Source organism: Phaeospirillum tilakii (assembly GCF_042683125.1).
Lineage (GTDB): Bacteria > Pseudomonadota > Alphaproteobacteria > Rhodospirillales > Magnetospirillaceae > Phaeospirillum > Phaeospirillum tilakii.
On the sequence record NZ_JBHUIY010000020.1, the window covers coordinates 54,533 to 76,041 of the forward strand.

General features: G+C 68.7%; 16 protein-coding genes. 13 read left to right on the forward strand and 3 right to left on the reverse strand.

Annotated elements, in window-relative coordinates; genetic code table 11:
• Window positions 1–80: 80 nt before the first annotated feature.
• From ACFSNB_RS11230 to lysA, 5 genes are all read left to right on the forward strand, one after another.
• The gene (locus tag ACFSNB_RS11230; protein WP_377316531.1) at window positions 81–3,185 is read left to right on the forward strand and encodes an EAL domain-containing protein; all 3,105 of its coding nucleotides are present in this window, start codon (window positions 81–83) and stop codon (window positions 3,183–3,185) included.
• A 2-nt stretch (window positions 3,186–3,187) separates the two neighbouring features.
• Window positions 3,188–3,562 carry a response regulator gene (locus ACFSNB_RS11235; RefSeq protein WP_377316533.1) on the forward strand — a complete coding sequence of 125 codons (375 nt, stop codon included), beginning with the start codon at window positions 3,188–3,190 and terminating at the stop codon, window positions 3,560–3,562.
• A gap of 107 nt (window positions 3,563–3,669) precedes the next feature.
• Window positions 3,670–5,079 (forward strand): argininosuccinate lyase, encoded by a 1,410-nt coding sequence (argH, locus tag ACFSNB_RS11240; RefSeq protein WP_377316535.1) that lies wholly within the window; start codon window positions 3,670–3,672, stop codon window positions 5,077–5,079.
• A complete protein-coding gene (locus tag ACFSNB_RS11245; RefSeq protein ID WP_377316537.1) occupies window positions 5,076–5,297 on the forward strand; it encodes a hypothetical protein in 222 nt (73 codons plus the stop codon). Before argH ends, ACFSNB_RS11245 begins: the two co-directional genes overlap by 4 nt.
• The gene (lysA, locus tag ACFSNB_RS11250) at window positions 5,294–6,559 is read left to right on the forward strand and encodes a diaminopimelate decarboxylase (protein ID WP_377316539.1); all 1,266 of its coding nucleotides are present in this window, start codon (window positions 5,294–5,296) and stop codon (window positions 6,557–6,559) included. The genes ACFSNB_RS11245 and lysA overlap by 4 nt, the downstream gene beginning before the upstream one ends.
• A gap of 79 nt (window positions 6,560–6,638) precedes the next feature.
• Here the strand turns inward: lysA and ACFSNB_RS11255 are convergent, their stop codons facing one another.
• Window positions 6,639–8,630, reverse strand: coding sequence for an acetyl-CoA carboxylase biotin carboxylase subunit (locus ACFSNB_RS11255; RefSeq protein ID WP_377316541.1), 1,992 nt, complete (start codon window positions 8,628–8,630; stop codon window positions 6,639–6,641).
• Between the two features lie 71 nt (window positions 8,631–8,701).
• The gene (locus ACFSNB_RS11260; RefSeq protein WP_377316543.1) at window positions 8,702–10,234 is read right to left on the reverse strand and encodes an acyl-CoA carboxylase subunit beta; all 1,533 of its coding nucleotides are present in this window, start codon (window positions 10,232–10,234) and stop codon (window positions 8,702–8,704) included.
• 175 nt (window positions 10,235–10,409) lie between these two features.
• Between ACFSNB_RS11260 and ACFSNB_RS11265 the strand changes: the two genes are divergently transcribed.
• Window positions 10,410–11,840, forward strand: coding sequence for a helix-turn-helix domain-containing protein (locus tag ACFSNB_RS11265; RefSeq protein ID WP_377316545.1), 1,431 nt, complete (start codon window positions 10,410–10,412; stop codon window positions 11,838–11,840).
• A gap of 124 nt (window positions 11,841–11,964) precedes the next feature.
• On the opposite strand, the gene ACFSNB_RS11270 is transcribed toward ACFSNB_RS11265, so the two are convergent.
• Complete coding sequence (locus ACFSNB_RS11270; protein ID WP_377316547.1) at window positions 11,965–12,678, reverse strand: DUF484 family protein; 714 nt, start codon at window positions 12,676–12,678, stop codon at window positions 11,965–11,967.
• Window positions 12,679–12,781: 103 nt separating this feature from the next.
• On the opposite strand from ACFSNB_RS11270, the gene ACFSNB_RS11275 reads away from it, so the two are divergent.
• The 7 genes from ACFSNB_RS11275 to ACFSNB_RS11305 all read left to right on the forward strand — a co-directional run bounded on the left by ACFSNB_RS11275 (window position 12,782) and on the right by ACFSNB_RS11305 (window position 21,354).
• Window positions 12,782–14,989, forward strand: coding sequence for a primosomal protein N' (locus ACFSNB_RS11275; RefSeq protein ID WP_377316549.1), 2,208 nt, complete (start codon window positions 12,782–12,784; stop codon window positions 14,987–14,989).
• Window positions 14,990–15,158: 169 nt separating this feature from the next.
• Window positions 15,159–15,713 carry a F0F1 ATP synthase subunit delta gene (locus ACFSNB_RS11280; RefSeq protein ID WP_377316551.1) on the forward strand — a complete coding sequence of 185 codons (555 nt, stop codon included), beginning with the start codon at window positions 15,159–15,161 and terminating at the stop codon, window positions 15,711–15,713.
• Complete coding sequence (gene atpA, locus ACFSNB_RS11285) at window positions 15,713–17,242, forward strand: F0F1 ATP synthase subunit alpha (RefSeq protein ID WP_377316553.1); 1,530 nt, start codon at window positions 15,713–15,715, stop codon at window positions 17,240–17,242. Before ACFSNB_RS11280 ends, atpA begins: the two co-directional genes overlap by 1 nt.
• A gap of 147 nt (window positions 17,243–17,389) precedes the next feature.
• Window positions 17,390–18,271, forward strand: coding sequence for a F0F1 ATP synthase subunit gamma (locus tag ACFSNB_RS11290; RefSeq protein WP_377316555.1), 882 nt, complete (start codon window positions 17,390–17,392; stop codon window positions 18,269–18,271).
• Window positions 18,272–18,291: 20 nt separating this feature from the next.
• On the forward strand, window positions 18,292–19,716 hold the full coding sequence (gene atpD / locus ACFSNB_RS11295) for a F0F1 ATP synthase subunit beta (protein WP_377316557.1): 1,425 nt from the start codon (window positions 18,292–18,294) through the stop codon (window positions 19,714–19,716).
• A 31-nt stretch (window positions 19,717–19,747) separates the two neighbouring features.
• The gene (gene atpC / locus ACFSNB_RS11300) at window positions 19,748–20,149 is read left to right on the forward strand and encodes an ATP synthase F1 subunit epsilon (protein ID WP_377316559.1); all 402 of its coding nucleotides are present in this window, start codon (window positions 19,748–19,750) and stop codon (window positions 20,147–20,149) included.
• A gap of 245 nt (window positions 20,150–20,394) precedes the next feature.
• Window positions 20,395–21,354, forward strand: coding sequence for an IS110 family transposase (locus tag ACFSNB_RS11305; protein WP_377316561.1), 960 nt, complete (start codon window positions 20,395–20,397; stop codon window positions 21,352–21,354).
• Window positions 21,355–21,509 lie beyond the last annotated feature (155 nt).

The window sequence follows — 21,509 nt, forward strand, 5'->3', positions numbered from 1 at the left end:
GCCGCCGCGTTGCGGCGCCGGAATACCCGGCTATGGCGAACATTTACAAATTGCGGTGAATCCGTCATCGTTCCCGGGCCATGAGCGCCGCTTGCGACCTGCTCCACCTGCTGATCATCGAAGACAACCCCGGTGACCGGCGGTTGATCGAGTTGGCCCTGGCCGAGGCGCAGCCCGGATGGACCACCCGTGGCTGCGCCACCCTGGCCGAGGCGCTGGCGCTGGCCCCGTTCGACCAATTCAGCTGCGTGCTGGCCGATCTCGGCCTGCCCGACGCCCACGGCATCGACACCGTGCTGGCGCTGCGCGGCCATGCCCCGGCCAAGGCGCTGGTGGTGCTGACCGGGCTCGACGACGAGCGGGTGGCGCAGGAGGCGATCCGCGCCGGCGCCCAGGATTACGTGGTGAAGTCGGATGGCGGCCTTGCCCTGCTGCCGCGGGTGATCCGCCACGCCATCGAGCGCCAGCAGTCGCAGAGCGCGCTGGCCGCCTCGCACCGCACCCTCCAGGCCCTGCTCGACGCCAGCCACGACGTGGCGATGCTGCTCGACAGCGCGGGGCGGATCATCACCTTGAACGCGGTGGCGGAAAGCTATCTCGGCCGTGGCCCCGACCAGGCGGTCGGCGCCTCGCTGTTCGACCTGCTGCCCGACAGTCTGGTCGCCCACCGCCGCGCCTATCTGGCCCAGGCGATGCAGAGCGGGCGGACGGTCGAGTTCGAGGACACCGACGGGCTGCACTGGTTCGCCAACCGGCTGCGGGCGGTGGCGGGGGAGAGCGCGGGCGAGCATCGCTGCGCCCTGTTCTCGCACGACAGCACCGCCGAGCGCGCCGCCGCCGCCAAGCTGGCCGAGGCCAAGGACGAGGCCGACCTCGCCAACCGGGCCAAGACCGATTTCATGGGGCGGATGAGCCGCGACATCCGCACCCCGCTCAACGACGTGATCGGCTTCGCCGAGATGATCGCCAACGAGATGCTGGGGCCGCTCGGCCAGTCGGGCTATCGCGATTACGCCGAGACGATCTACCGCTCGGGCACCCAGATCCTCAAGCTGATCGACCGCATCACCGACGTCTCGATGCTGGAAACCGCGCTGCTGAAGGATCAGGCCTCCTACCGCGAACTGGTCGAGCTGTCGCCCGACCTGATCTGCGTCTGCGTCGATGGGGTGATCCGCCGCATCAACGCCGCCGGGCTCGGCATGCTGCGGGCGCCGGCCCCCTCTTCGTGCGAGGGGCGGCGCTTCGTCGAGTTCGTCCACGCCGATTACCGGGCGATGTTCGAATCCGGCCTCGAGGCGCTGTGCGAGGAAGGCCACCCGATGCCGGTCAAGATCGTCACCTTCGCCGGGCGGGTGCGCGACGTCGAACTGTCGGCGGTGCCGCTGAAGCGCGAGGGCCATCCGGCGGTGCTGCTGGTCGGGCGCGACACCACCGAGGTGACGGCGGCGATGCGGGCGGTGGCGGCGCGCGAGCACCGCATCCGCGCCATCATGGACACGGTGATGGACGGCATCGTCACCATCGACGAGGAAGGCACCCTGCTCAACGCCAACCTGTCGGTCGAGCGGATCTTCGGCTATTCGCTGACCGAGGTGGTCGGCTCGCCGGTGTCGCTGCTGCTGCCCGAGCTGGAGGCGACCCGGCTCAACGTCGCCCTGCACGATTACCTCGCCACCAGCTTCGGCGCGGTGGTGGGGGCCGAGGCGGTGGGGCGGCGCAAGGACGGCACCGCCTTCCCGCTCCATCTGTCGGTGTCGGAACTGCGGGTCGAGAAGCGCCGGCTGTTCACCGGCACCCTGCGCGACCTGTCCGAGAACAAGCAGCTGGCGCAGCGGGTCGATTACCTCGCCAACCACGACCCGCTGACCGACCTGCCCAACCGCACCGGCCTGACCGAGCGGCTGGCGCTGGCGCTGGCCCAGGCGCGCGAGGGCGGCGGCGACGCAAGGCTGGTGGCGGTGGTCACCGTCGATCTCGACGGCTTCACCACCGTCAACGATTCGCTCGGCCACGAATCCGGCAATCAGGTGCTGCGCGAGACGGCGCGGCGGCTGGCCCAGTCCACCGGGCCGGACGGCACCGCGGCCCGGCTGGCCGGCGACGAATTCGCGGTGGTGCTGCCCCACCTGCACGACCCGGCCGAGCTGTCGGCGGCGGTCGATCGGCTGAGCGAGGCGTTGAACCGCCCCTATCTGGTCCAGGGCAGCGAACTCAGCATCGGCGCCGACATGGGGGTGGCGGTGTTCCCGCGCGACGGCGAGGACGCGCTCGACCTGCTGCGCAATGCCGAGGTGGCGCTGCATTCGGTCAAGCGGCTGGCCGACATCAGGCTCGGCTTCTTCGACAGCGCGATGTCCTCGGCGGTGGCCGAGCGGCTGACGCTCGAACGCTCGATCAAGGCGGCGCTGAAGGCCGGCCAGTTCGAACTGTTCTTCCAGCCCCAGGTGCGGCTGGAGGATTTCCGGCTGGTCGGAGCCGAGGCGCTGATCCGCTGGCGCCATCCCGAGCTGGGGATCATCCCGCCCGACAAGTTCATCCCGGTGGCCGAGGAGACCGGCCTGATCGTGCCGCTCGGCACCTGGGTGCTGCAAAGCGCCTGCCGCCATCTGCGCCACTGGAGCGAGATCGGGCTGGGCGGGCTGCGGATGGGGGTCAACATCTCCAGCCGCCAGTTCCGCGAGGCCGATCTGGCCGATCTGGTCGCCGAGGCGATCACCGAGACCGGGATCGATCCGGCCCATCTCGATCTCGAACTGACCGAGAGCATGCTGATGGCCGACGGCGAGGGCACGCTGAAGATCCTGCGCGCCCTGGCCCGGCTGGGGGTGACCCTGTCGATCGACGATTTCGGCACCGGTTATTCCTCGCTGGCCTATCTCAAGCGCTTCCCGGTCAACACGGTGAAGATCGACCGCGCCTTCGTGCGCGATCTCGACCAGGACGAGGACGGCAGGGTGATCGCCAACGCGATCATCTCGCTGGCCCATTCGCTGTCGATGAAGACCATCGCCGAGGGGGTGGAATCCGAGGCCCAGGCGGCGATGCTGGCCCGCCACGGTTGCGACGAAATTCAGGGCTATCTGATCGAACGGCCGCTGGCGGCCGACGATTTCACCGCCTTCGTCGCCCGTTACGGCGCCGATGGCGGCCGGGGTCCGGTCCCGCCGCGCGAGGGAGAGTGAGCATGCCGGGAACCGTCGTCATCGTCGAAGACAACGCGATGAACATGAAACTGCTGGAACAGGCGCTCGGCATCGCCGGCTTCACCACCGTCAAATCGGCCGACGGCGACGGGCTGGTCGAACTGGCCAGCGGGGCCGGCGCCGACGTGATCCTGATGGACATCCAGTTGCCGCGCCATTCCGGGGTCGATCTGCTGCGCCAGTTGCGCGGCGACCCCCGCACCCGCGCCTTGCCGGTGGTGGCGGTCACCGCCTTCGCCGATCCGGATTCGATCGCGGGCTTCCTCGACGAGGGCTTTGATCAGGTGATCACCAAGCCGATCTCGATCCGCAAGCTGCTCGACGAGGTGTCGCGCTACTGCCGCGCCGACGGCTGACGGCAGGCCCCGGGGGCGGGAGGGTGGGGCGGCCGCCCAACCTCTTGGCCGTTTCGCCCCGCCGGGTGTAGGGTGGCGGCGTTTTCCCCCGAGTCCACGGATCCGAGATGACCGACACCGATACCAACGCCGCCTCCCAGATGTGGGGCGGGCGTTTCGCCGCAGGCCCCGCCGCGATCATGAAGCGGATCAACGCGTCGATTTCGTTCGACCGCCGCCTGTACCGCCAGGACATCCGCGGCTCGCAGGCCCATTGCCGCATGCTGGCGGCGCAGGGGATGATCGCCGCCGCCGACGCCGAGGCGATCCTGGGCGGGCTGGAGCGGATCCTGGCCGAGATCGAGGCCGGCAGTTTTCCGTTCCGCGAGGAGCTGGAGGACATCCACATGAACGTCGAGGCGCGGCTGGCCGAGCTGATCGGTGAGCCGGCCGGGCGGCTGCACACCGCCCGTTCGCGCAACGATCAGGTGGCGACCGACTTCCGCCTGTGGGTGCGCGACGCGATCGACGGGATGGACCAGGCCCTGTCCGGGCTGGAGGACGCCCTGCTCGACCGCGCCGAGGAGCATGCCGACACGGTGATGCCCGGCTTCACCCATCTCCAGGCGGCGCAGCCGGTGACCTTCGGCCATCATCTGATGGCCTATGTCGAGATGATCGGGCGCGACCGCGGCCGCCTTGCCGACGCGCGGCGGCGGCTCAACGAATCCCCGCTCGGCTCGGCGGCGCTGGCCGGCACCTCGTTCCCGATCGACCGCGCCGCCACCGCGCGCGATCTCGGCTTCGACCGGCCGATGCGCAATTCGCTCGACGGGGTGTCGGACCGTGACTTCGCGCTCGAATTCCTCGCCGCCGGGGCGATCTGTTCGGTCCATCTGTCGCGGCTGGCCGAGGAACTGGTGATCTGGACCAGCGCCCAGTTCCGCTTCGTCGCGCTGTCGGACGCCTTCACCACCGGCTCGTCGATCATGCCGCAGAAGCGCAACCCCGACGCCGCCGAGCTGATCCGGGCCAAGACCGGACGGGTGATCGGCGACCTCAACGCCCTGCTGATCGTGATGAAGGGCCTGCCGCTGGCCTATTCGAAGGACATGCAGGACGACAAGGAGCCGGTGTTCGAGGCCGCCGACACGCTGGAACTGGCGATCGCGGCGATGACCGGGATGGTGCGCGACCTCACCGTCAACCGCGAGCGGATGGCGGCGGCGGCCGGGGCCGGCTTCACCACCGCCACCGACATCGCCGATTGGTGCGTGCGCGCCCTCGGCATGCCGTTCCGCCGCGCCCACCATGTCGCCGGCTCGCTGGTCAAGCTGGCCGAGACCGAGGGCGTCGGCCTGGAGGACCTGACCCTGGCCCAGATGCAGGCGATCGAGCCCGGCATCACCGCGGAGGCCCGCGCCGTGCTGACGGTGGCGTCCTCGGTCGCTAGCCGCACCAGCCTGGGTGGCACCGCGCCGGCGCAGGTGCGGGCCGCGATCGCCGCCGCCCGGGCGCGGCGGGCGGGGGCGGCATGATCGGCCGCCGGCGCCTCCTTGGCCTGATCGGGCTCGGCGGCGCCGCGCTGGCGCTGGCCGGCTGCGGCCGCAAGGGCCGCCCGGTCGAGCTCGACAACGCGGTCTACCCCCACCTCTATCCCTTCACCCCCTATCCGGGGCGGCCCGCCGCGCCGGAAGCGCCGGCCGAGGCGGAAGCGCCGCCGCCGCCCGCCGCCACCACGGACACCCCGCGATGAATCATTTCCAGTACCGCAACCGCGCCCTGTGCGCCGAATCGGTGGCGATCGCCGACATCGCCGCCGCCGTCGGCACCCCGTTCTATGTCTATTCCAACGCGACGATCGAGCGTCATTACCGGGTGCTGGCCGAGGGTCTGGCGGCGGCCGGGCTCGACGCCACCATCTGTTTCGCCTGCAAGGCCAATCCCAATCTGGCGGTGATCCGCACCCTGGCCCGGCTGGGCGCCGGGGCCGACGTGGTCAGCGAGGGCGAGCTGCGCCGCGCCCTCGCCGCCGGGGTGCCGCCCGAGCGGATCGTGTTCTCCGGGGTGGGCAAGAGCGCCGACGAGCTGCGCTTCGCGATCGAGACCGGCATCCACCAGATCAACGTCGAATCCGAGCCCGAGCTGCGCGAATTGTCGGCGCTGGCCGAGGCGGCCGGCCGCACCGTCGAGGTGGCGATCCGGGTCAATCCCGACGTCGATGCCAACACCCACGCCAAGATCACCACCGGCAAGAAGGAAAACAAGTTCGGCATCGAATGGGACCGGGTGCCGGAAATTTACCGCCTCGCCCAGTCGCTGCCCGGGATCGCCCCGGTGGCGGTGGCCTGCCATATCGGCTCGCAACTGACCGAGCTGGGCCCGTTCCGCGCCGCCTTCCAGCGCCTGCGCGATCTGGTCGGCCGCCTGCGCGCCGACGGCATCGACATCCGCCGGCTCGACCTCGGCGGTGGCCTCGGCGTGCCCTATGACGACGAGGTGCCGCCCTCGCCGGCCGAGTATGCCCGGGTGGCGGGCGAAATCCTCGGCGATCTCGGCTGCCGCTTCCTGGTCGAACCGGGCCGGCTGCTGGTCGGCAATGCCGGCCTGCTGGTCAGCAAGGTGGTGCGGGTCAAGCCGGGCTCGACCCGCACCTTCGTGGTGGTCGATGCGGCGATGAACGACCTGATGCGGCCGGCGCTGTACGACGCCTTCCACGCCATCCTGCCGGTGGTCGAACCCCCGCCCGGCACCCCCCGCGCCCCCGCCGACGTGGTCGGCCCGGTGTGCGAGACCGGCGATACCTTCGCCCGCCAGCGCGACCTGCCGCCACTGGCCGCCGGGGATCTGGTCGCCTTCGCCACCGCCGGCGCCTACGGCGCGGCGATGGCCTCGACCTACAATTCCCGTCCGCTGGTGCCCGAGGTGATGGTCAAGGAGGATCGCTTCGCCGTGATCCGCCCCCGTCCCAGCCACGAGGAGATGATCCGCCAGGATCGCCTGCCCGACTGGATGTAAGGGAAAACGCGGGCGGAGCCCGCATAAAAAAACCGGGAGGCGGAGCCTCCCGGTTGAGGGATCGAACGCGGCGCCTGGGTCAGGCGGCGAATTCGATGATCTTCTGATCGACCGACAGCGAATCGCCGGGGTTGGCGTGCAGCTTGGCGATGGTGGTATCGCGTTCGGCCTTGAGGATGTTTTCCATCTTCATCGCCTCGACCACCGCCAGCGGTTCGCCGGCCTTCACTTCCTGGCCTTCCTCGACCATCAGCCGCACCAGCAGGCCGGGCATCGGCGACAGCAGGTACTTCGACATGTCCGGCGGCGCCTTGAACGGCATCAGGCGGTACAGTTCGGCCGAGCGGCGGGTGAACACGAACGCCTCGCAGCGCAGGCCGGCGTGCGACAGCCGGAACGACACGCCGGTGCGATCGACCTGGACGCAGACCGGGCGGCCATCGACGGTGGCGCGGATCAGCGGGTCGCCGACCTGCCAGTCGGTCTTGACCTCGACCGCCTCGTCCTTGATCACCACGGCATAGCCGCCAGGGGCGGGGTGGACATCGACGTCGTGGTACTGGTCGTTGAAATAGACCGTCCACTGCACCGGCGGTCTCATCTCGTGGCCGGGGAACTGGCCGGAGATGCGGACGTTGCGCTCGATGATCCGGCGCTTCATCGCCGCCGCCACCGCGATCAGGTCCGACGGATCATCGGTCGGCAGCTGGGCGGTGGTCAGGCCCTGCGGATATTCCTCGGCGATGAAGTTGGTGGTCAGCTCGCCCTTGACGAAGCGGTCCTTGGAGAACAGCGAGGCCAGGAACGGGATGTTGTGCGACAGGCCGCGGATGTAATACTCGTCGAGCGCCTGACGCATGTGGGTGATCGCCGCGTCGCGGGTCGGGCCGTGGGTGATCAGCTTGGCGATCATCGGATCGTAATACATGCTGATCTCGCCGCCCTCGGCCACGCCGGTATCGACGCGGACATGCTTGCCTTCCTCGGGCGGCAGGTAGCGGGTGAGCCGACCGGTCGAGGGCAGGAAGTTGCGGAACGGATCCTCGGCGTAGATGCGGGCTTCCATCGCCCAGCCGTCGAGCTTGATGTCGTCCTGGGTGAAGGGCAGCTTCTCGCCGTTGGCGATGCGGATCATCCACTCGACCAGATCGAGGCCGGTGATCATCTCGGTCACCGGGTGTTCGACCTGGAGTCGGGTGTTCATCTCGAGGAAGTAGAACTGGCCGGTGGCGCCGCCGACGATGAACTCGACGGTGCCGGCCGACTTGTAGCCCACCGCCTTGGCCAGGGCGCAGGCCTGCTCGCCCATCGCCTTGCGGATCTCGGGGGTGAGGAACGGCGACGGCGCCTCCTCGATCACCTTCTGATGGCGGCGCTGGATCGAGCATTCACGCTCGCCGAGATAGAGGGTGTTGCCGAACGAATCGGCCAGCACCTGGATCTCGATGTGGCGGGGCTGCTCGATGAACTTCTCGATGAAGACGCGGTCATCGGCGAAGGACGACTTGGCCTCGTTGGTGGCCGAGACGAAGCCTTCGCGCGCCTCGTCGTCGTTCCAGGCCAGCCGCATCCCCTTGCCGCCGCCGCCGGCCGAGGCCTTGATCATCACCGGATAGCCGATCTCGCGGGCGATCTTGACCGCTTCCTCGGCGTCCTTGATCACGTCCATGTAGCCCGGCACGGTCGAGACGCCGGCCTCGCGGGCCAGCTTCTTCGACTCGATCTTGTCGCCCATCGCGAAGATGGCGTGGGCCTCGGGGCCGATGAAGGTGATGCCGGCGGCGGCCAGCGCCTCCTGGAACTCCCGCTTCTCGGACAGGAAGCCGTAGCCGGGATGGACCGCCTCGGCCCCGGTCTTCTTGCAGGCCTCGACGATGCGGTCGGCCAGCAGGTAGCTCTGCGCCGACGGCGCCGCCCCGATATGCACCGCCTCGTCGGCCATCTGGACATGCAGCGCGTGGCGGTCGGCGTCGGAATAGACCGCCACCGTCTTGATGCCCATCTTGCGCGCGGTCTTGATGACCCGGCAGGCGATTTCGCCGCGATTGGCGATCAAAATCTTCGAAAACATTCCTTATCCCCCTTGGGAGCCGCGCGCGGGGGCGCGGACGATCCGAATGACCCTGTGAACGTGGAAAGTCCTTAGAGCGGAATGTTCCCGTGCTTCTTCCACGGGTTCTTCAGATCCTTGCTCCGCAGCATGGTCAGCGACCGGCAGATCCGCTTGCGGGTGGTGCGCGGCATGATCACGTCGTCGATGAAGCCACGGTGGCCGGCGATGAACGGGTTGGCGAACTTCTGGCGGTATTCCTCGGTGCGGGCGGCGATCTTCTCGGCGTCGCCGAGATCGCCGCGGAAGATGATCTCCACCGCGCCCTTCGGCCCCATCACCGCGATCTCGGCGCTCGGCCAGGCGAAATTGACGTCGCCGCGCAGATGCTTCGAGCTCATCACGTCATAGGCGCCGCCATAGGCCTTGCGGGTGATGATGGTGATCTTCGGCACGGTGCATTCGGCGTAGGCGTAGAGCAGCTTGGCGCCGTGCTTGATGATCCCGCCATATTCCTGGGCGGTGCCGGGCAGGAAGCCGGGGACGTCGACGAAGGTGACGATCGGAATGTTGAAGGCGTCACAGAAGCGGACGAAGCGCGCCGCCTTGATCGACGAGGCGATGTCGAGGCAGCCGGCCAGCACCATCGGCTGGTTGGCGACGACACCGATGGTGCGGCCTTCCATCCGGGCGAAGCCGACGATGATGTTGCCGGCATAATCGGGCTGGATCTCGAAGAAGTCGGCCTCGTCGACCACCTTCAGGATCAGCTCCTTCATGTCGTAGGGCTGGTTGGGGTTGTCCGGGATCAGGGTGTCGAGCGAACGCTCGATCCGGTCGGGGACGTCGGCGGTGGGGCGGTGCGGCGGCTTCTCGCGGTTGCTGGCCGGCAGGAAATCGATGAAGCGGCGCAGCTGGAGCAGCGCCACCACGTCGTTTTCAAACGCGAGGTCGGCCACGCCCGACTTCGACGAGTGGGTGACGGCGCCGCCCAGTTCCTCGGCGGTGACGGTCTCGTGGGTGACGGTCTTCACCACGTCCGGACCGGTGACGAACATGTAGGAGCTGTCCTTCACCATGAAGATGAAGTCGGTCATCGCCGGCGAATAGACCGCGCCGCCGGCACAGGGCCCCATAATCAGCGAAATCTGCGGCACCACGCCCGAGGCCAGCACGTTGCGCTGGAACACCTCGGCATAGCCGGCGAGGCTGGCGACGCCTTCCTGGATGCGGGCCCCGCCCGAATCGTTGAGCCCGATCACCGGGGCGCCGACCTGGACCGCCTTGTCCATGATCTTGCAGATCTTCTCGGCGTGGGCCTCGGACAGCGAGCCGCCGAACACGGTGAAGTCCTGGCTGAACAGGAACACCAGCCGGCCGTTGATGGTGCCGTAGCCGGTCACCACGCCGTCGCCGGGGATCGACTGGGCTTCCATCCCGAAATCGTGGCAGCGATGCTCGACGAACATGTCCCACTCCTCGAAGGAGCCGGGATCGAGCAGCAATTCGATGCGTTCGCGCGCCGTCAGCTTGCCTTTGGCATGCTGGGAAGCGATGCGCTTGGTTCCGCCTCCGAGGCGGGCGCGGTTCCGCTTCTCTTCGAGCTGGCGAACAATATCTTGCATTGACCAAGACCTCCGGGCGGGCAGGGACTCAAACCGCCCCCTGTTATTCACAATCCCGTAACCCTGGCAACCTTAACCCCTGGGGAAAAGGGTGGGGGTGCAAATGTGTTCGCAGATAAGCCTTGCAGCTTTGCGAATGTTGCGAATCGGCGCGGGAACGGATATCAATGCGTTCATGAGCGGAAAATTGTTCATCGGGCACAAGCTGCGGCGTCTGCGCGAGCGCCATGCCCTCAGCCAGGCGGCTTTGGCCACCCGGTTGGGGGTTTCGCCGAGCTATCTCAACCAGATCGAGAACAATCAGCGTCCGCTGACGGTGCCGGTGCTGCTGCGCATCGCCCAGGTGCTCGACGTCGATCTCGCCCGGCTGGTCGAGGACGAGGAATCCCGCCTCGTCGCCGACCTGCGCGAGGCGCTCAACGATCCGTTGTTCGGCGGCGGCGGTGACGGCATCCCGCTGGCCGAGCTGCGCAACGCCGCCGCCGCCTCGCCCGATCTGGCGAAACGGGTGCTGGCGCTCTATCGCGCCTTTCGTCAGGCCGATGAGCGGCTGCACGCCTTGACCGAGGACCTGTCGAAGGGCGGCACCGAGCTGCGCAGCGGCCGCGCCCATTTCCCCTACGAGGAGATTCGCGACTTTTTCTATTATCGGGACAATTATATCGGCGGGCTCGACGAAGCGGCGGAGGCGCTGGCGGCGGCCGAGGGGTTCAACCTCGGCCAGATGTACACCGACCTCGCCGCCTATCTCGACATCCACCTTGGCGTGCGGGTGCGGGTGGTGCCGGCCGACGAGGCCGAGAGCATGCGCCATTTCGATCCGGGCTCCAGCACCCTGACCCTGTCCTCCCAGCTGCCGATGCCGTCGCGCAATTTCCACCTCGCCCACCAGATCGGCATGCTGGCCTACCGCGACCTGATCGACGGCATCGTCGATACCGCCGACCTGTCCTCGCCCGAGGCCATCGCGATCTGCCGGGTCGAGCTGGCCAATTATTTCGCCGGCGCCCTGCTGATGCCCTATGGGGTGTTTGCCCAGCAGGCGATGGCGCTGAAGCACGACATCGAGCAGCTCCAGGGCCGGTTCGGCGCCAGCTTCGAACAGGTCTGCCACCGCCTGTCCACCCTGCAACGCCCCGGCGCCCGGGGGGTGCCGTTCTATTTCGTCCGGGTCGATCGCGCCGGCAACATCACCAAGCGCCACTCGGCCACCCGCTTCCACTTCACCCGCTTCGGCGGCGCCTGCCCGCTGTGGAACGTCCACGAGGCCTTCGCCCAGCCCGGCCGGATCCTGGTGCAACTGGCGCAGATGCCCGACAACGTCAATTACGTCTGCATCGCCCGCACCGTGACCCGGCGGGGCGGTGGCTGGACCCGGCCGGAGCGGCTGTGCGCGATCGGGCTGGGCTGCGAGGTCGCCCATGCCGCCGATTTCATCTACGCCACCGGGCTCGACCTGACCCACGAACAGGCGGCCAAGCCGATCGGGGTCAATTGCCGCATCTGCGAACGGCGCGACTGCCGCCAGCGCGCCTTTCCCCCGATCGGCAGCACCATCAGCATCGACGAGAACAGCCGGGGTTTCGCGCCCTATCAGTTCTGTTGATCGTTGGCGGGGCTGCCGCCCCGCGCCCCGCTTGGAGGCTGGCGCCTCCAAACCTCCCCTTTTTTTGAAAATATAAAGGGGGTCCGGGGCATCGCCCCGGTTGGGTTCGGGCGAAAGCCCGACGTCAGGCCAGCAGGCGGCTGACGCAGAGTTCCAGCACGCGGGCGAGGAAGGTGATCAGCTCGGTGGCCTGACCGGCATGGAAGGTGTGGCTGTGGCGCGAGCCGAGCGCGATCATCCCGTCGGGGCAGGGGGCGCCGGGGGCGACCCGCACCACCGCCGAGGATTGCACCAGTCCGGCGCCGTCGCCGAACAAGGCCGGGTCGCCCGGCATGTCCTCGGTCAGGGCGCAGTCGCGGTCGGCGCCGCCGATCATCCGCGCCACCGTGCCGGGGGCGAGGGTCAGCAGGCCGGGCACGGTCAGGGCCGGGATCGGGTCGGCCGGCGGTTCGAAACAGAGGGTGGCGACATCGACGTCGAGCAGGGCGGGCAGGTCGTCGCTGACCGCCTCGGCCAGTCCGGCCATGTCGTTGGCGGCGAGGATCGCCAGCACGGCGCGGTGAGTGCGGGTCTGGATCGACAGGTTGCTGCGGCTGGTGTGGATCAGATGCTCGGCGGCGCCGTGGACCCGGTCCAGTTCGTCGCGCAGGCGGTCGATCATGAACACCTGCATGTCGAGCACCCCGTCCTCGCCAGCCCAGCGCGACGGCGGCGACAGCGACAGCAGCAGCTCGGAATGACGGATCAGGTAATCGGGATGCGCCCGCAGATAGGCCTCGACCTGTCGCTCATCAGGCAAAACCAACTCGGCGACCGCGTCGTCGCGCTTGCGCGCCATGCCGACTCCCCCTCAGTAATACCGGTGCGGAACCTTTGTTTCCCGCCGCTGCGGTGACGGCGCCTGCTGTCCCCGCCCCAGACGATCGGCTAGACTCTACCCCATGACCGTCGCGACCGCCACCCCCCCTCCCGCCGAATTCTCGCCCGGGAGTCGCATCGCCGTGCTGCTGCCACTGCCGCTGGCAGGGGCCTATGAGTATCGCGTCGGGGCCGAGCCGGTGGTGGCGGGGGCGTTCGTGCGGGTGCCGCTCGGCCGGCGCGAGGCGGTCGGGGTGGTGTGGGGGCCGGGTCCCGGCGCGGTGGACGAGGCGCGGCTGCGGCCGATTCTCGGTCCGCTGCCGGCGGTGCCGCCGCTGCCGGCCGAGCTGCGCGCCCTGACCGATTGGGTGGCCGCCTATACCCTGGCCCCGCCCGGGGCGGTGCTGAAGATGGCGATGAGCGTGCCGGCGGCGTTGCAGCCGCCGCGCCTGCCGCCCCGCCTGCGCGCGGTGGCGCCGCCGCCGGCCGGGCTGAAGGCCAGTCCGGCGCGGGCGCGGGTGCTGGCACAGCTCGAACAGATGCCGCCAGCGTCGGCCGCCGACCTCGCCCGCGCGGCCGGGGTGGGGCCGTTGGTGGTGCGCGGCCTGTTCGCCGCCAGGGCGCTCGAGCCGCTGCCCGACCCGCCCGAGCCCGATCCGCCCCGGCCCGATCCGGCCCGGCCCGGCCCGGCGCTGTCGCCGGCCCAGGCGGCGGCGGCGGCCGAGCTGCGGGCGGCGCTGGGGGCGGGCTTCTCGGTCACCCTGCTCGACGGCGTCACCGGCTCGGGCAAGACCGAGGTCTATTTCGAGGCGGTGGCGGCGGCGCTGGCGGCGGGGCGGCAGGTGCTGGTGCTGCTGCCCGAGATCGCCTTGTCGGCGCAGTGGCTGGAGCGGTTCACCCGCCGCTTCGGCTGCCCGCCGCTGGTGTGGCATTCCGAGGTGGGCGAGGCCCGCCGCCGCGATACCTGGCGGGCGGTGGCGCGCGGCGCCGCCGGGGTGGTGGTGGGGGCGCGCTCGGCGCTGTTCCTGCCCTTTCCCGCCCTCGGCCTGATCGTGGTCGACGAGGAGCATGACGGCGCCTTCAAGCAGGAGGACGGGGTCTGCTACCACGCCCGCGACATGGCGGTGGTGCGCGGCCGGCTGGGCGGCTTTCCGGTGCTGCTGGCCTCGGCCACCCCGGCGCTGGAGACGATGGCCAACGTCCAGGCCGGGCGCTATCGCCGCCTCGCCTTGCCCGATCGCCATGCCGGGGCAGCGCTGCCGCGGATCGTCGCGGTCGATCTGCGCCGCGCCCCGCCGCCGCGCGGGCGCTGGCTCGGCCCCGACCTCGAGGCGGCGCTGGCCGAGACGCTGGCGGCGGGCGAGCAGGCGATGCTCTATCTCAATCGCCGTGGCTACGCGCCGCTGACCCTGTGCAAGAAGTGCGGCTTCCGCCTGCGCTGCCCGCATTGCAGCGCCTGGCTGGTCGAGCATCGCCGCCGGGGCCGGCTGCTGTGCCACCATTGCGGCCACGCCATCACCCGCCCCGACACCTGCCCGGACTGCGGCAGCGAGGAGGGCTTCGCCGCCTGCGGCCCCGGGGTCGAGCGGGTGGCGGAGGAGGCCGCCTTCCTGTTCCCCCAGGCCCGGCTGGCGGTGATGACCTCCGACACCTGCGCCGGCCCGGCCGCCGCCGCCGCCCTGGTCGAGGCGATGGCCGAGCGCCGGCTCGATCTGCTGGTCGGCACCCAGATCGTCGCCAAGGGCTACCATTTCCCCCATTTGACCCTGGTCGGGGTGGTCGATGCCGATCTCGGCCTCGATGGCGGCGACCTGCGCGCCGCCGAGCGCACCTTCCAGCTGCTGTCGCAGGTGGCCGGCCGCGCCGGGCGGGCCGAGCGGCCGGGGCGGGTGCTGTTGCAGAGCTGGCAGCCCGACCATCCGGTGATGCGGGCGCTGGTGGCGGGCGATCGCGACGGCTTCCTCGCCCGCGAGGCGGCCTCGCGGCGCGAGGCGGGGATGCCGCCCTACGGCCGGCTGGCGGCGCTGATCCTGTCGGGCGAGGACGAGGCGGCGCTCGACGGCTTCGCCGCCCGGCTCGCCCGCGCCGCGCCGCTGCGCGACGGGATCGATCTGCTCGGCCCCGCCCCGGCCCCGCTGGCGCTGCTGCGCGGTCGCCACCGTCGCCGGTTTCTGGTAAAAGCCACCCGCGCCGTCGCCCTTCAGGCGTGGCTGCGCGACTGGCTCGGGCGGGCCGCGCCGCCGGCCGGGATCCGGGTTCAGGTCGATGTCGATCCGACCGGGTTTCAGTGAGCGCGCCTCCCCCGAATGGGCAGGTTCCGGGCTTGCAAGCCCTGTGGCGATGTGTTAGTTAACCGGCGCGCTCACCGGGGTTTCCTCCCTGGTCGGCGAACAAATGTTTTTGCTTGATCAGCATGTTGCGACCGCCGCGTCGACCCTCGATCCGTAAGGACTTGCCCAGGTGCCATCCGAATCCATTGGCGTGATCGCCGACCGCTATGCCGGCGCCCTGTTCGAGCTGGCGGAGTCCCAGTCCAGCCTCGATGTCGTCGCCGGAGATCTCCGTGCGCTGAAAGCGATGCTGGAGGCCAGTGCCGATCTGCGGCGTCTGGTGCGCAGCCCGGTGCTGAGCCGGGCCGATCAGGGCAAGGCGATCGCCGCCCTGACCGAAGCCGCCGGCTTCAGTGATCTGGTCGGCCGCTTCCTCGGCCTGCTGGCCCAGAACCGCCGGCTGTTCCTGCTCGGCGACGCGGTGCAATGCTATCTCGGCCGGCTGGCCGCCCGGCGCGGTGAGCGGACCGCCGAGGTGACCAGCGCCATCGCCCTCACCGACACGCAGCTGGAGGCGCTGGAAACCGCGCTGAGCGGCGCGTTCGGCGGCCCGGTCGCGGTCGAGGCCGCGGTCGATCCCAGCCTGCTCGGTGGTCTGGTGGTCAAGGTCGGCTCCCAAATGGTTGACAGCTCGCTGAAGACGAAGCTGCAGCATCTCAAGCTCGCTATGAAAGGGGTTGGATAATGGAAATCCGCGCCGCGGAAATCTCCGCAATCCTCAAGCAACAGATCGCCAGCTTCGGAACGGAGGCGGAGGTTGCCGAGGTCGGTCAGGTCCTTAAAGTCGGCGACGGTATCGCTCGCGTCCATGGTCTCGACAAGGTCCAGGCCGGTGAGATGGTCGAGTTCCCCGGCGGCATCCGCGGGATGGCGCTGAACCTCGAAACCGACAATGTCGGCGTGGTGATCTTCGGCAACGACAGCTCGATCAAGGAAGGCGACGTCGTCAAGCGCACCGGCGCGATCGTCGACGTTCCGGTCGGCAAGGGTCTGCTCGGCCGCGTGGTCGACGCGCTCGGCAACCCGATCGACGGCAAGGGCCCGATCGTCGCCGACCATCGCGCCAAGGTCGACGTCAAGGCCCCCGGCATCATTCCGCGCAAGTCGGTGCACGAGCCGATGAGCACCGGCATCAAGGCGATCGACGCCCTGATCCCGATCGGGCGCGGCCAGCGCGAGCTGGTGATCGGTGACCGTCAGACCGGCAAGACCGCGATCCTGATCGACACCATCATCAATCAGAAGGCCGCCCACGCCGGCAGCGACGACAAGGCGAAGCTGTTCTGCATCTACGTCGCCGTCGGCCAGAAGCGTTCGACCGTGGCCCAGATCGTCAAGACCCTGACCGATTACGGCGCGATGGATTACACCATCGTCGTTGCCGCCACCGCGTCGGAAGCCGCGCCGTTGCAGTTCCTTGCCCCCTACGCCGGCTGTGCGATGGGCGAGTACTTCCGCGACAACGGCATGCATGCCCTGATCATCTATGACGATCTGACCAAGCAGGCGGTGGCCTACCGTCAGATGTCGCTGCTGCTGCGCCGCCCGCCGGGGCGCGAGGCCTATCCGGGCGACGTGTTCTACCTGCACTCCCGCCTGCTCGAGCGCGCGGCGAAGATGGGCGACGCCTCGGGCGCCGGCTCGCTGACCGCCCTGCCGGTGATCGAGACCCAGGCCAACGACGTCGCGGCCTACATCCCGACCAACGTGATCTCGATCACCGACGGCCAGATCTTCCTCGAGACCGAGCTGTTCTATAAGGGCATCCGCCCGGCGGTGAACGTCGGCCTGTCGGTGTCGCGCGTCGGCTCGGCCGCCCAGATCAAGGCGATGAAGCAGGTTGCCGGCTCGATCAAGCTGGAACTGGCCCAGTATCGTGAAATGGCGGCGTTCGCCCAGTTCGCCTCCGACCTCGATCCGGCCACCCAGAAGCTGCTCAACCGCGGCGCCCGCCTGACCGAACTCCTCAAGCAGCCGCAGTTCTCGCCGCTGTCGACCGAGGAAGAGGTCGTGTCGATCTTCGCCGGCGTGAAGGGCTATCTCGACAAGATCGAGGTGCGCGAGGTTGGCCGGTTCGAGGCTGGCCTGCTGGCCGAGCTGAAGTCGAAGGCGCCGGAGATCCTCTCCGCGATCGCCGCCGACAAGCAGATCAAGCCGGAGACCGAAGCGAAGCTGAAGGCGTTCATCGAAGCCTTCGCCAAGACCTTCGCCTGATCGCCTGGGCGCCGCCCGCCCCGGTCCGATACCGGGCGGGGTGGCGGCGCCCTTTCGTCACCCAAGGGTCGCGAGGGCGGCCTTCCGAACGGCGGCCCAGCGCCCGCCGCCCTCGGAAGCCCGCTCCGCAAGGGAGTGTAGGAGTTCATGCCGAGCCTCAAGGACCTAAGGCTGAGGATCGCCAGCGTCAAATCGACGCGCAAGATCACCTCGGCCATGAAGATGGTCGCGGCCTCCAAGCTTCGCCGGGCCCAGACCGCGGCGGAAGCGGCCCGTCCCTTCGCCGAGCGGATGGAGCGGATGCTGGGCACCCTGGCGGCAGGGATGGCCGGCCAGGCCGGCGCCCCGGCGATGCTGGCCGGCAACGGATCGGATGCGGTCCAGCTGGTCGTGCCGGTGACCGCCGATCGCGGTCTGTGCGGCGGTTTCAATTCGTCGGTGGTGCGGTCCACCCGCCATCTGGTCGCCGAGTTGCAGGCCCAGGGCAAGCGGGTGCTGATCCTGCCGATCGGGCGCAAGGGCCGCGAGGCGCTGAAGCGCGAGTTCGCCCCCCTGCTGATCGAAGGCTTCGAGGGGCTGGGGCGCAAGGGCATCAGCTTCGCCGAGGCCGATCAGGTGGCGACCCGCATCGCCGAGATGTTCGCCAAGGGCGAGTTCGACGTCTGCACCGTGATCTACAACCGGTTCCTGTCGGCGATTTCGCAGCAGGTCACCCGCCAGCAGCTGATCCCGTTCCCGGTGCCGGCCCAGGAGGAAGCCTCCTCCGGTCCGCGCGCGGTGTACGAGTTCGAGCCGGGTGAGAGCGAGATCCTCGCCGCGATCCTGCCGCGCAACCTGGCCACCCAGGTGTTCCGGTCCCTGCTGGAAAGCCAGGCCTCGGAGCAGGGCGCGCGGATGACGGCGATGGACAACGCCACCCGCAACGCGGGCGACATGATCAACGCCTTGGCGATCAAGTACAACCGGTCGCGCCAGGCCCAGATCACCAAGGAACTGATCGAAATCATCTCCGGCGCCGAAGCGCTGTGACGGAAGACGAGGAGCACACCATGGCAAACAACACTGTCGGCACGATCACCCAGGTCCTGGGCGCGGTCGTGGACGTGCGCTTCGAAGGCCCGCTGCCGGCCATTCTGAACGCGCTCGAGCTGGAGCATAACGGCCACCGTCTGGTGCTGGAAGTGGCCCAGCACCTGGGCGAGTCCCTGGTGCGCACCGTCGCGATGGACTCCACCGACGGTCTGACCCGTGGCACCCAGGTGCGTGACACCGGCACCGCGATCCGCGTGCCGGTCGGCCCCGAGACCCTCGGCCGCATCATGAACGTGATCGGCGAGCCGATCGACGAGCGTGGTCCGATCGTCGCCAAGGCCACCGCCCCGATCCACGCCCCGGCGCCGGAATTCATCGATCAGTCGACCGAGACCCAGATCCTCGTCACCGGCATCAAGGTGATCGACCTGCTCGCGCCCTACGCCAAGGGCGGCAAGGTCGGCCTGTTCGGCGGCGCCGGCGTCGGCAAGACCGTGCTGATCATGGAGCTGATCAACAACATCGCCAAGGCGCACGGCGGTTACTCGGTGTTCGCCGGCGTCGGCGAGCGTACCCGCGAGGGTAACGACCTCTATCACGAAATGATCGAATCCAACGTCATCAAGCTGGACGGCCCCGGCTCGAAGGTGGCGCTGGTTTACGGTCAGATGAACGAGCCCCCGGGTGCCCGTGCCCGCGTCGCCCTGTCCGGCCTGACCGTCGCCGAATACTTCCGCGACCAGGAAGGCCAGGACGTGCTGTTCTTCGTGGACAACATCTTCCGCTTCACCCAGGCCGGTTCGGAAGTGTCGGCGCTGCTCGGCCGCATCCCGTCGGCGGTGGGCTATCAGCCGACCCTGGCGACCGACATGGGCGCGCTGCAGGAACGCATCACCTCGACCAAGAAGGGCTCGATCACCTCGGTCCAGGCGATTTACGTCCCGGCCGACGATCTGACCGACCCGGCGCCGGCGACCTCGTTCTCGCACCTCGACGCCACCACCGTGCTGTCGCGTCAGATCGCCGAGCTGGGCATCTACCCGGCGGTCGATCCGCTCGACTCGACCTCGCGCGTGCTCGACCCGCGCATCGTCGGCGAAGAGCATTACAAGATCGCCCGCGAGATCCAGCGCATCCTGCAGACCTACAAGTCGCTGCAGGACATCATCGCCATCCTCGGCATGGACGAACTGTCGGAAGAGGACAAGCTGGTGGTGGCCCGCGCCCGCAAGATCCAGCGCTTCCTGTCCCAGCCGTTCCACGTCGCGGAAGTGTTCACCGGCTCGCCGGGCAAGCTGGTGTCGCTCGAAGACACCATCAAGGGCTTCAAGGCGATCATCGCCGGCGAGGTCGATCACCTGCCGGAAGCCGCCTTCTACATGGTCGGCGGCCTCGACGAGGCGATCGAAAAGGCCAAGAAGCTGGCGGCCGAAGCCGCCTAAGCGTAACGGCCCGAGGTAAAGGAACATCGGCATGGCCGAGAAGATCCAGTTCGAATTGGTGTCGCCGGCGAAGCTGTTGCTGTCCGAGCCGGTGGAAATGGTGGTGGTCCCGGGCGAGGACGGCGATTTCGGCGCCCTCCCCCTGCACACCCCGTTGCTTTCGACCGTGCGGCCGGGGGTGATCGACATTCATAACGGTGGCAAGGTCACCAACCGGATCTTCGTCGCCGGCGGCTTCGTCGAAGTCACCGGCGAGCGGGTCACGGTGCTGGCGGAGGAGGCGTTCCCGCTCGACGAGCTGACCGCCGAACTCGCCGAGGAACGCCGCGCCGCCGCCCAGGTCGCCGCCACCGAGGCCAAGACCGACATCGAGCGGGGCCGCGCCGTTCAGCAGGCCGCGATCGCCGAGGCGATGGGCATCGCCCTGCGCTGAAGGTTCTGTTTTCCGGCGCCCGTCCCGAGCCCGCAGGCTTGGGGCGGGCGTTGGCGTTTGTGGCGGGCTTGTCTTATGACATTCGAGCCGGAGGGATGAGAATGGGACCGCTGGGAGAGGGTAGCAGCCCTCTTCCAGCGGCGAGGGAGGGGTCGTATGCGGGCTGACCTTTGAGGGTCGAGCGGCAGTCTGACCACCCTCGTCTTTTCCAACGGCCTGGACGGATACCCGGGGGCAAGCCCCGGATGACAAGCAGAGGCGCGGAAAAGAGGAGCGAGATTACCATTGGCGTGGACATCTCGAAAGACAGTCTGGATGCCTACCGCTTCCCGGACGGCGACAGCCGCCGCTTTGCCAACAGCACGGCGGGCTACCGGAGTTTTCTCAAGTGGATCGGCCCGGAAGTCGCCCGGGTGGTGTTCGAGCCGACCGGCCCGTATCACGGGGCGTTCGAGCAAGCCCTGTCGCGACGTGGGCTCCCGCTGGTGAAGGTTAACCCGCGCCAAGCCCGCTGTTTTGCCGAAGCGACGGGCAAGCTGGCCAAGACCGATCCTCTGGATGCGGCCTTGCTGGCCCGAATGGGGATGCTTCTCCAACTGGAGGCGCGTCCGGCGCCGACGGAGGCGATCTCCGATCTGCGACAACTTCATCTGGCGCGTATGGGCCTTATCAAAGACCGAACTGCAGCGCAAACCCGGGCGAAGGTTCTCAGCATCCCCCTACTGAAGCAGCAGAACAGCAAGCGACTGGAACAGATCAAGCGCCAGCTCGCAGCCATCGATGCTGAAATTCTCCGCCGCATCCGGGCCGACGACGAGATGGCCCGTCGGTATGATATCCTGGTGAGCATTCCAGGCGTCGCCCGACTGACAGCATTTTCCCTGCTGATCGAGATGCCTGAGCTGGGAACTCTTGAACCGGCCCAGGCCGCCAGCTTGGCCGGCCTGGCTCCGATCGCGCGGCAATCCGGACGCTGGAACGGACACGCCTTCATCCGCGGTGGCCGGGGCAACGTCCGCCGCGCCCTCTACATGCCGGCTCTCGTCGCCATACGGTTCAATCCTGATCTCAAGGCAAAGTACGACGCCTTCATCGCAGCAGGGAAGCCGGCGAAGCTCGCTATCGCCGCTATCATGCGAAAGATCGTCCTCCTCGCCAACGCACTCCTCAAAGCAGGGTGGAACTGGACACCAAAAGCCGCTTGACCAAGACGGATACTGCCGCCCATAAGCACTAGAGCATTTCCCGGTTAGATCGAATAGCCACTATTTTTGATGTAATTTTGACATTCGTCGGAGGAAAAGTCGCTGAGGGCGGAGGCGATGGCTTGCTCCAGGGCCTCGACGGACCGTGCGGCAAT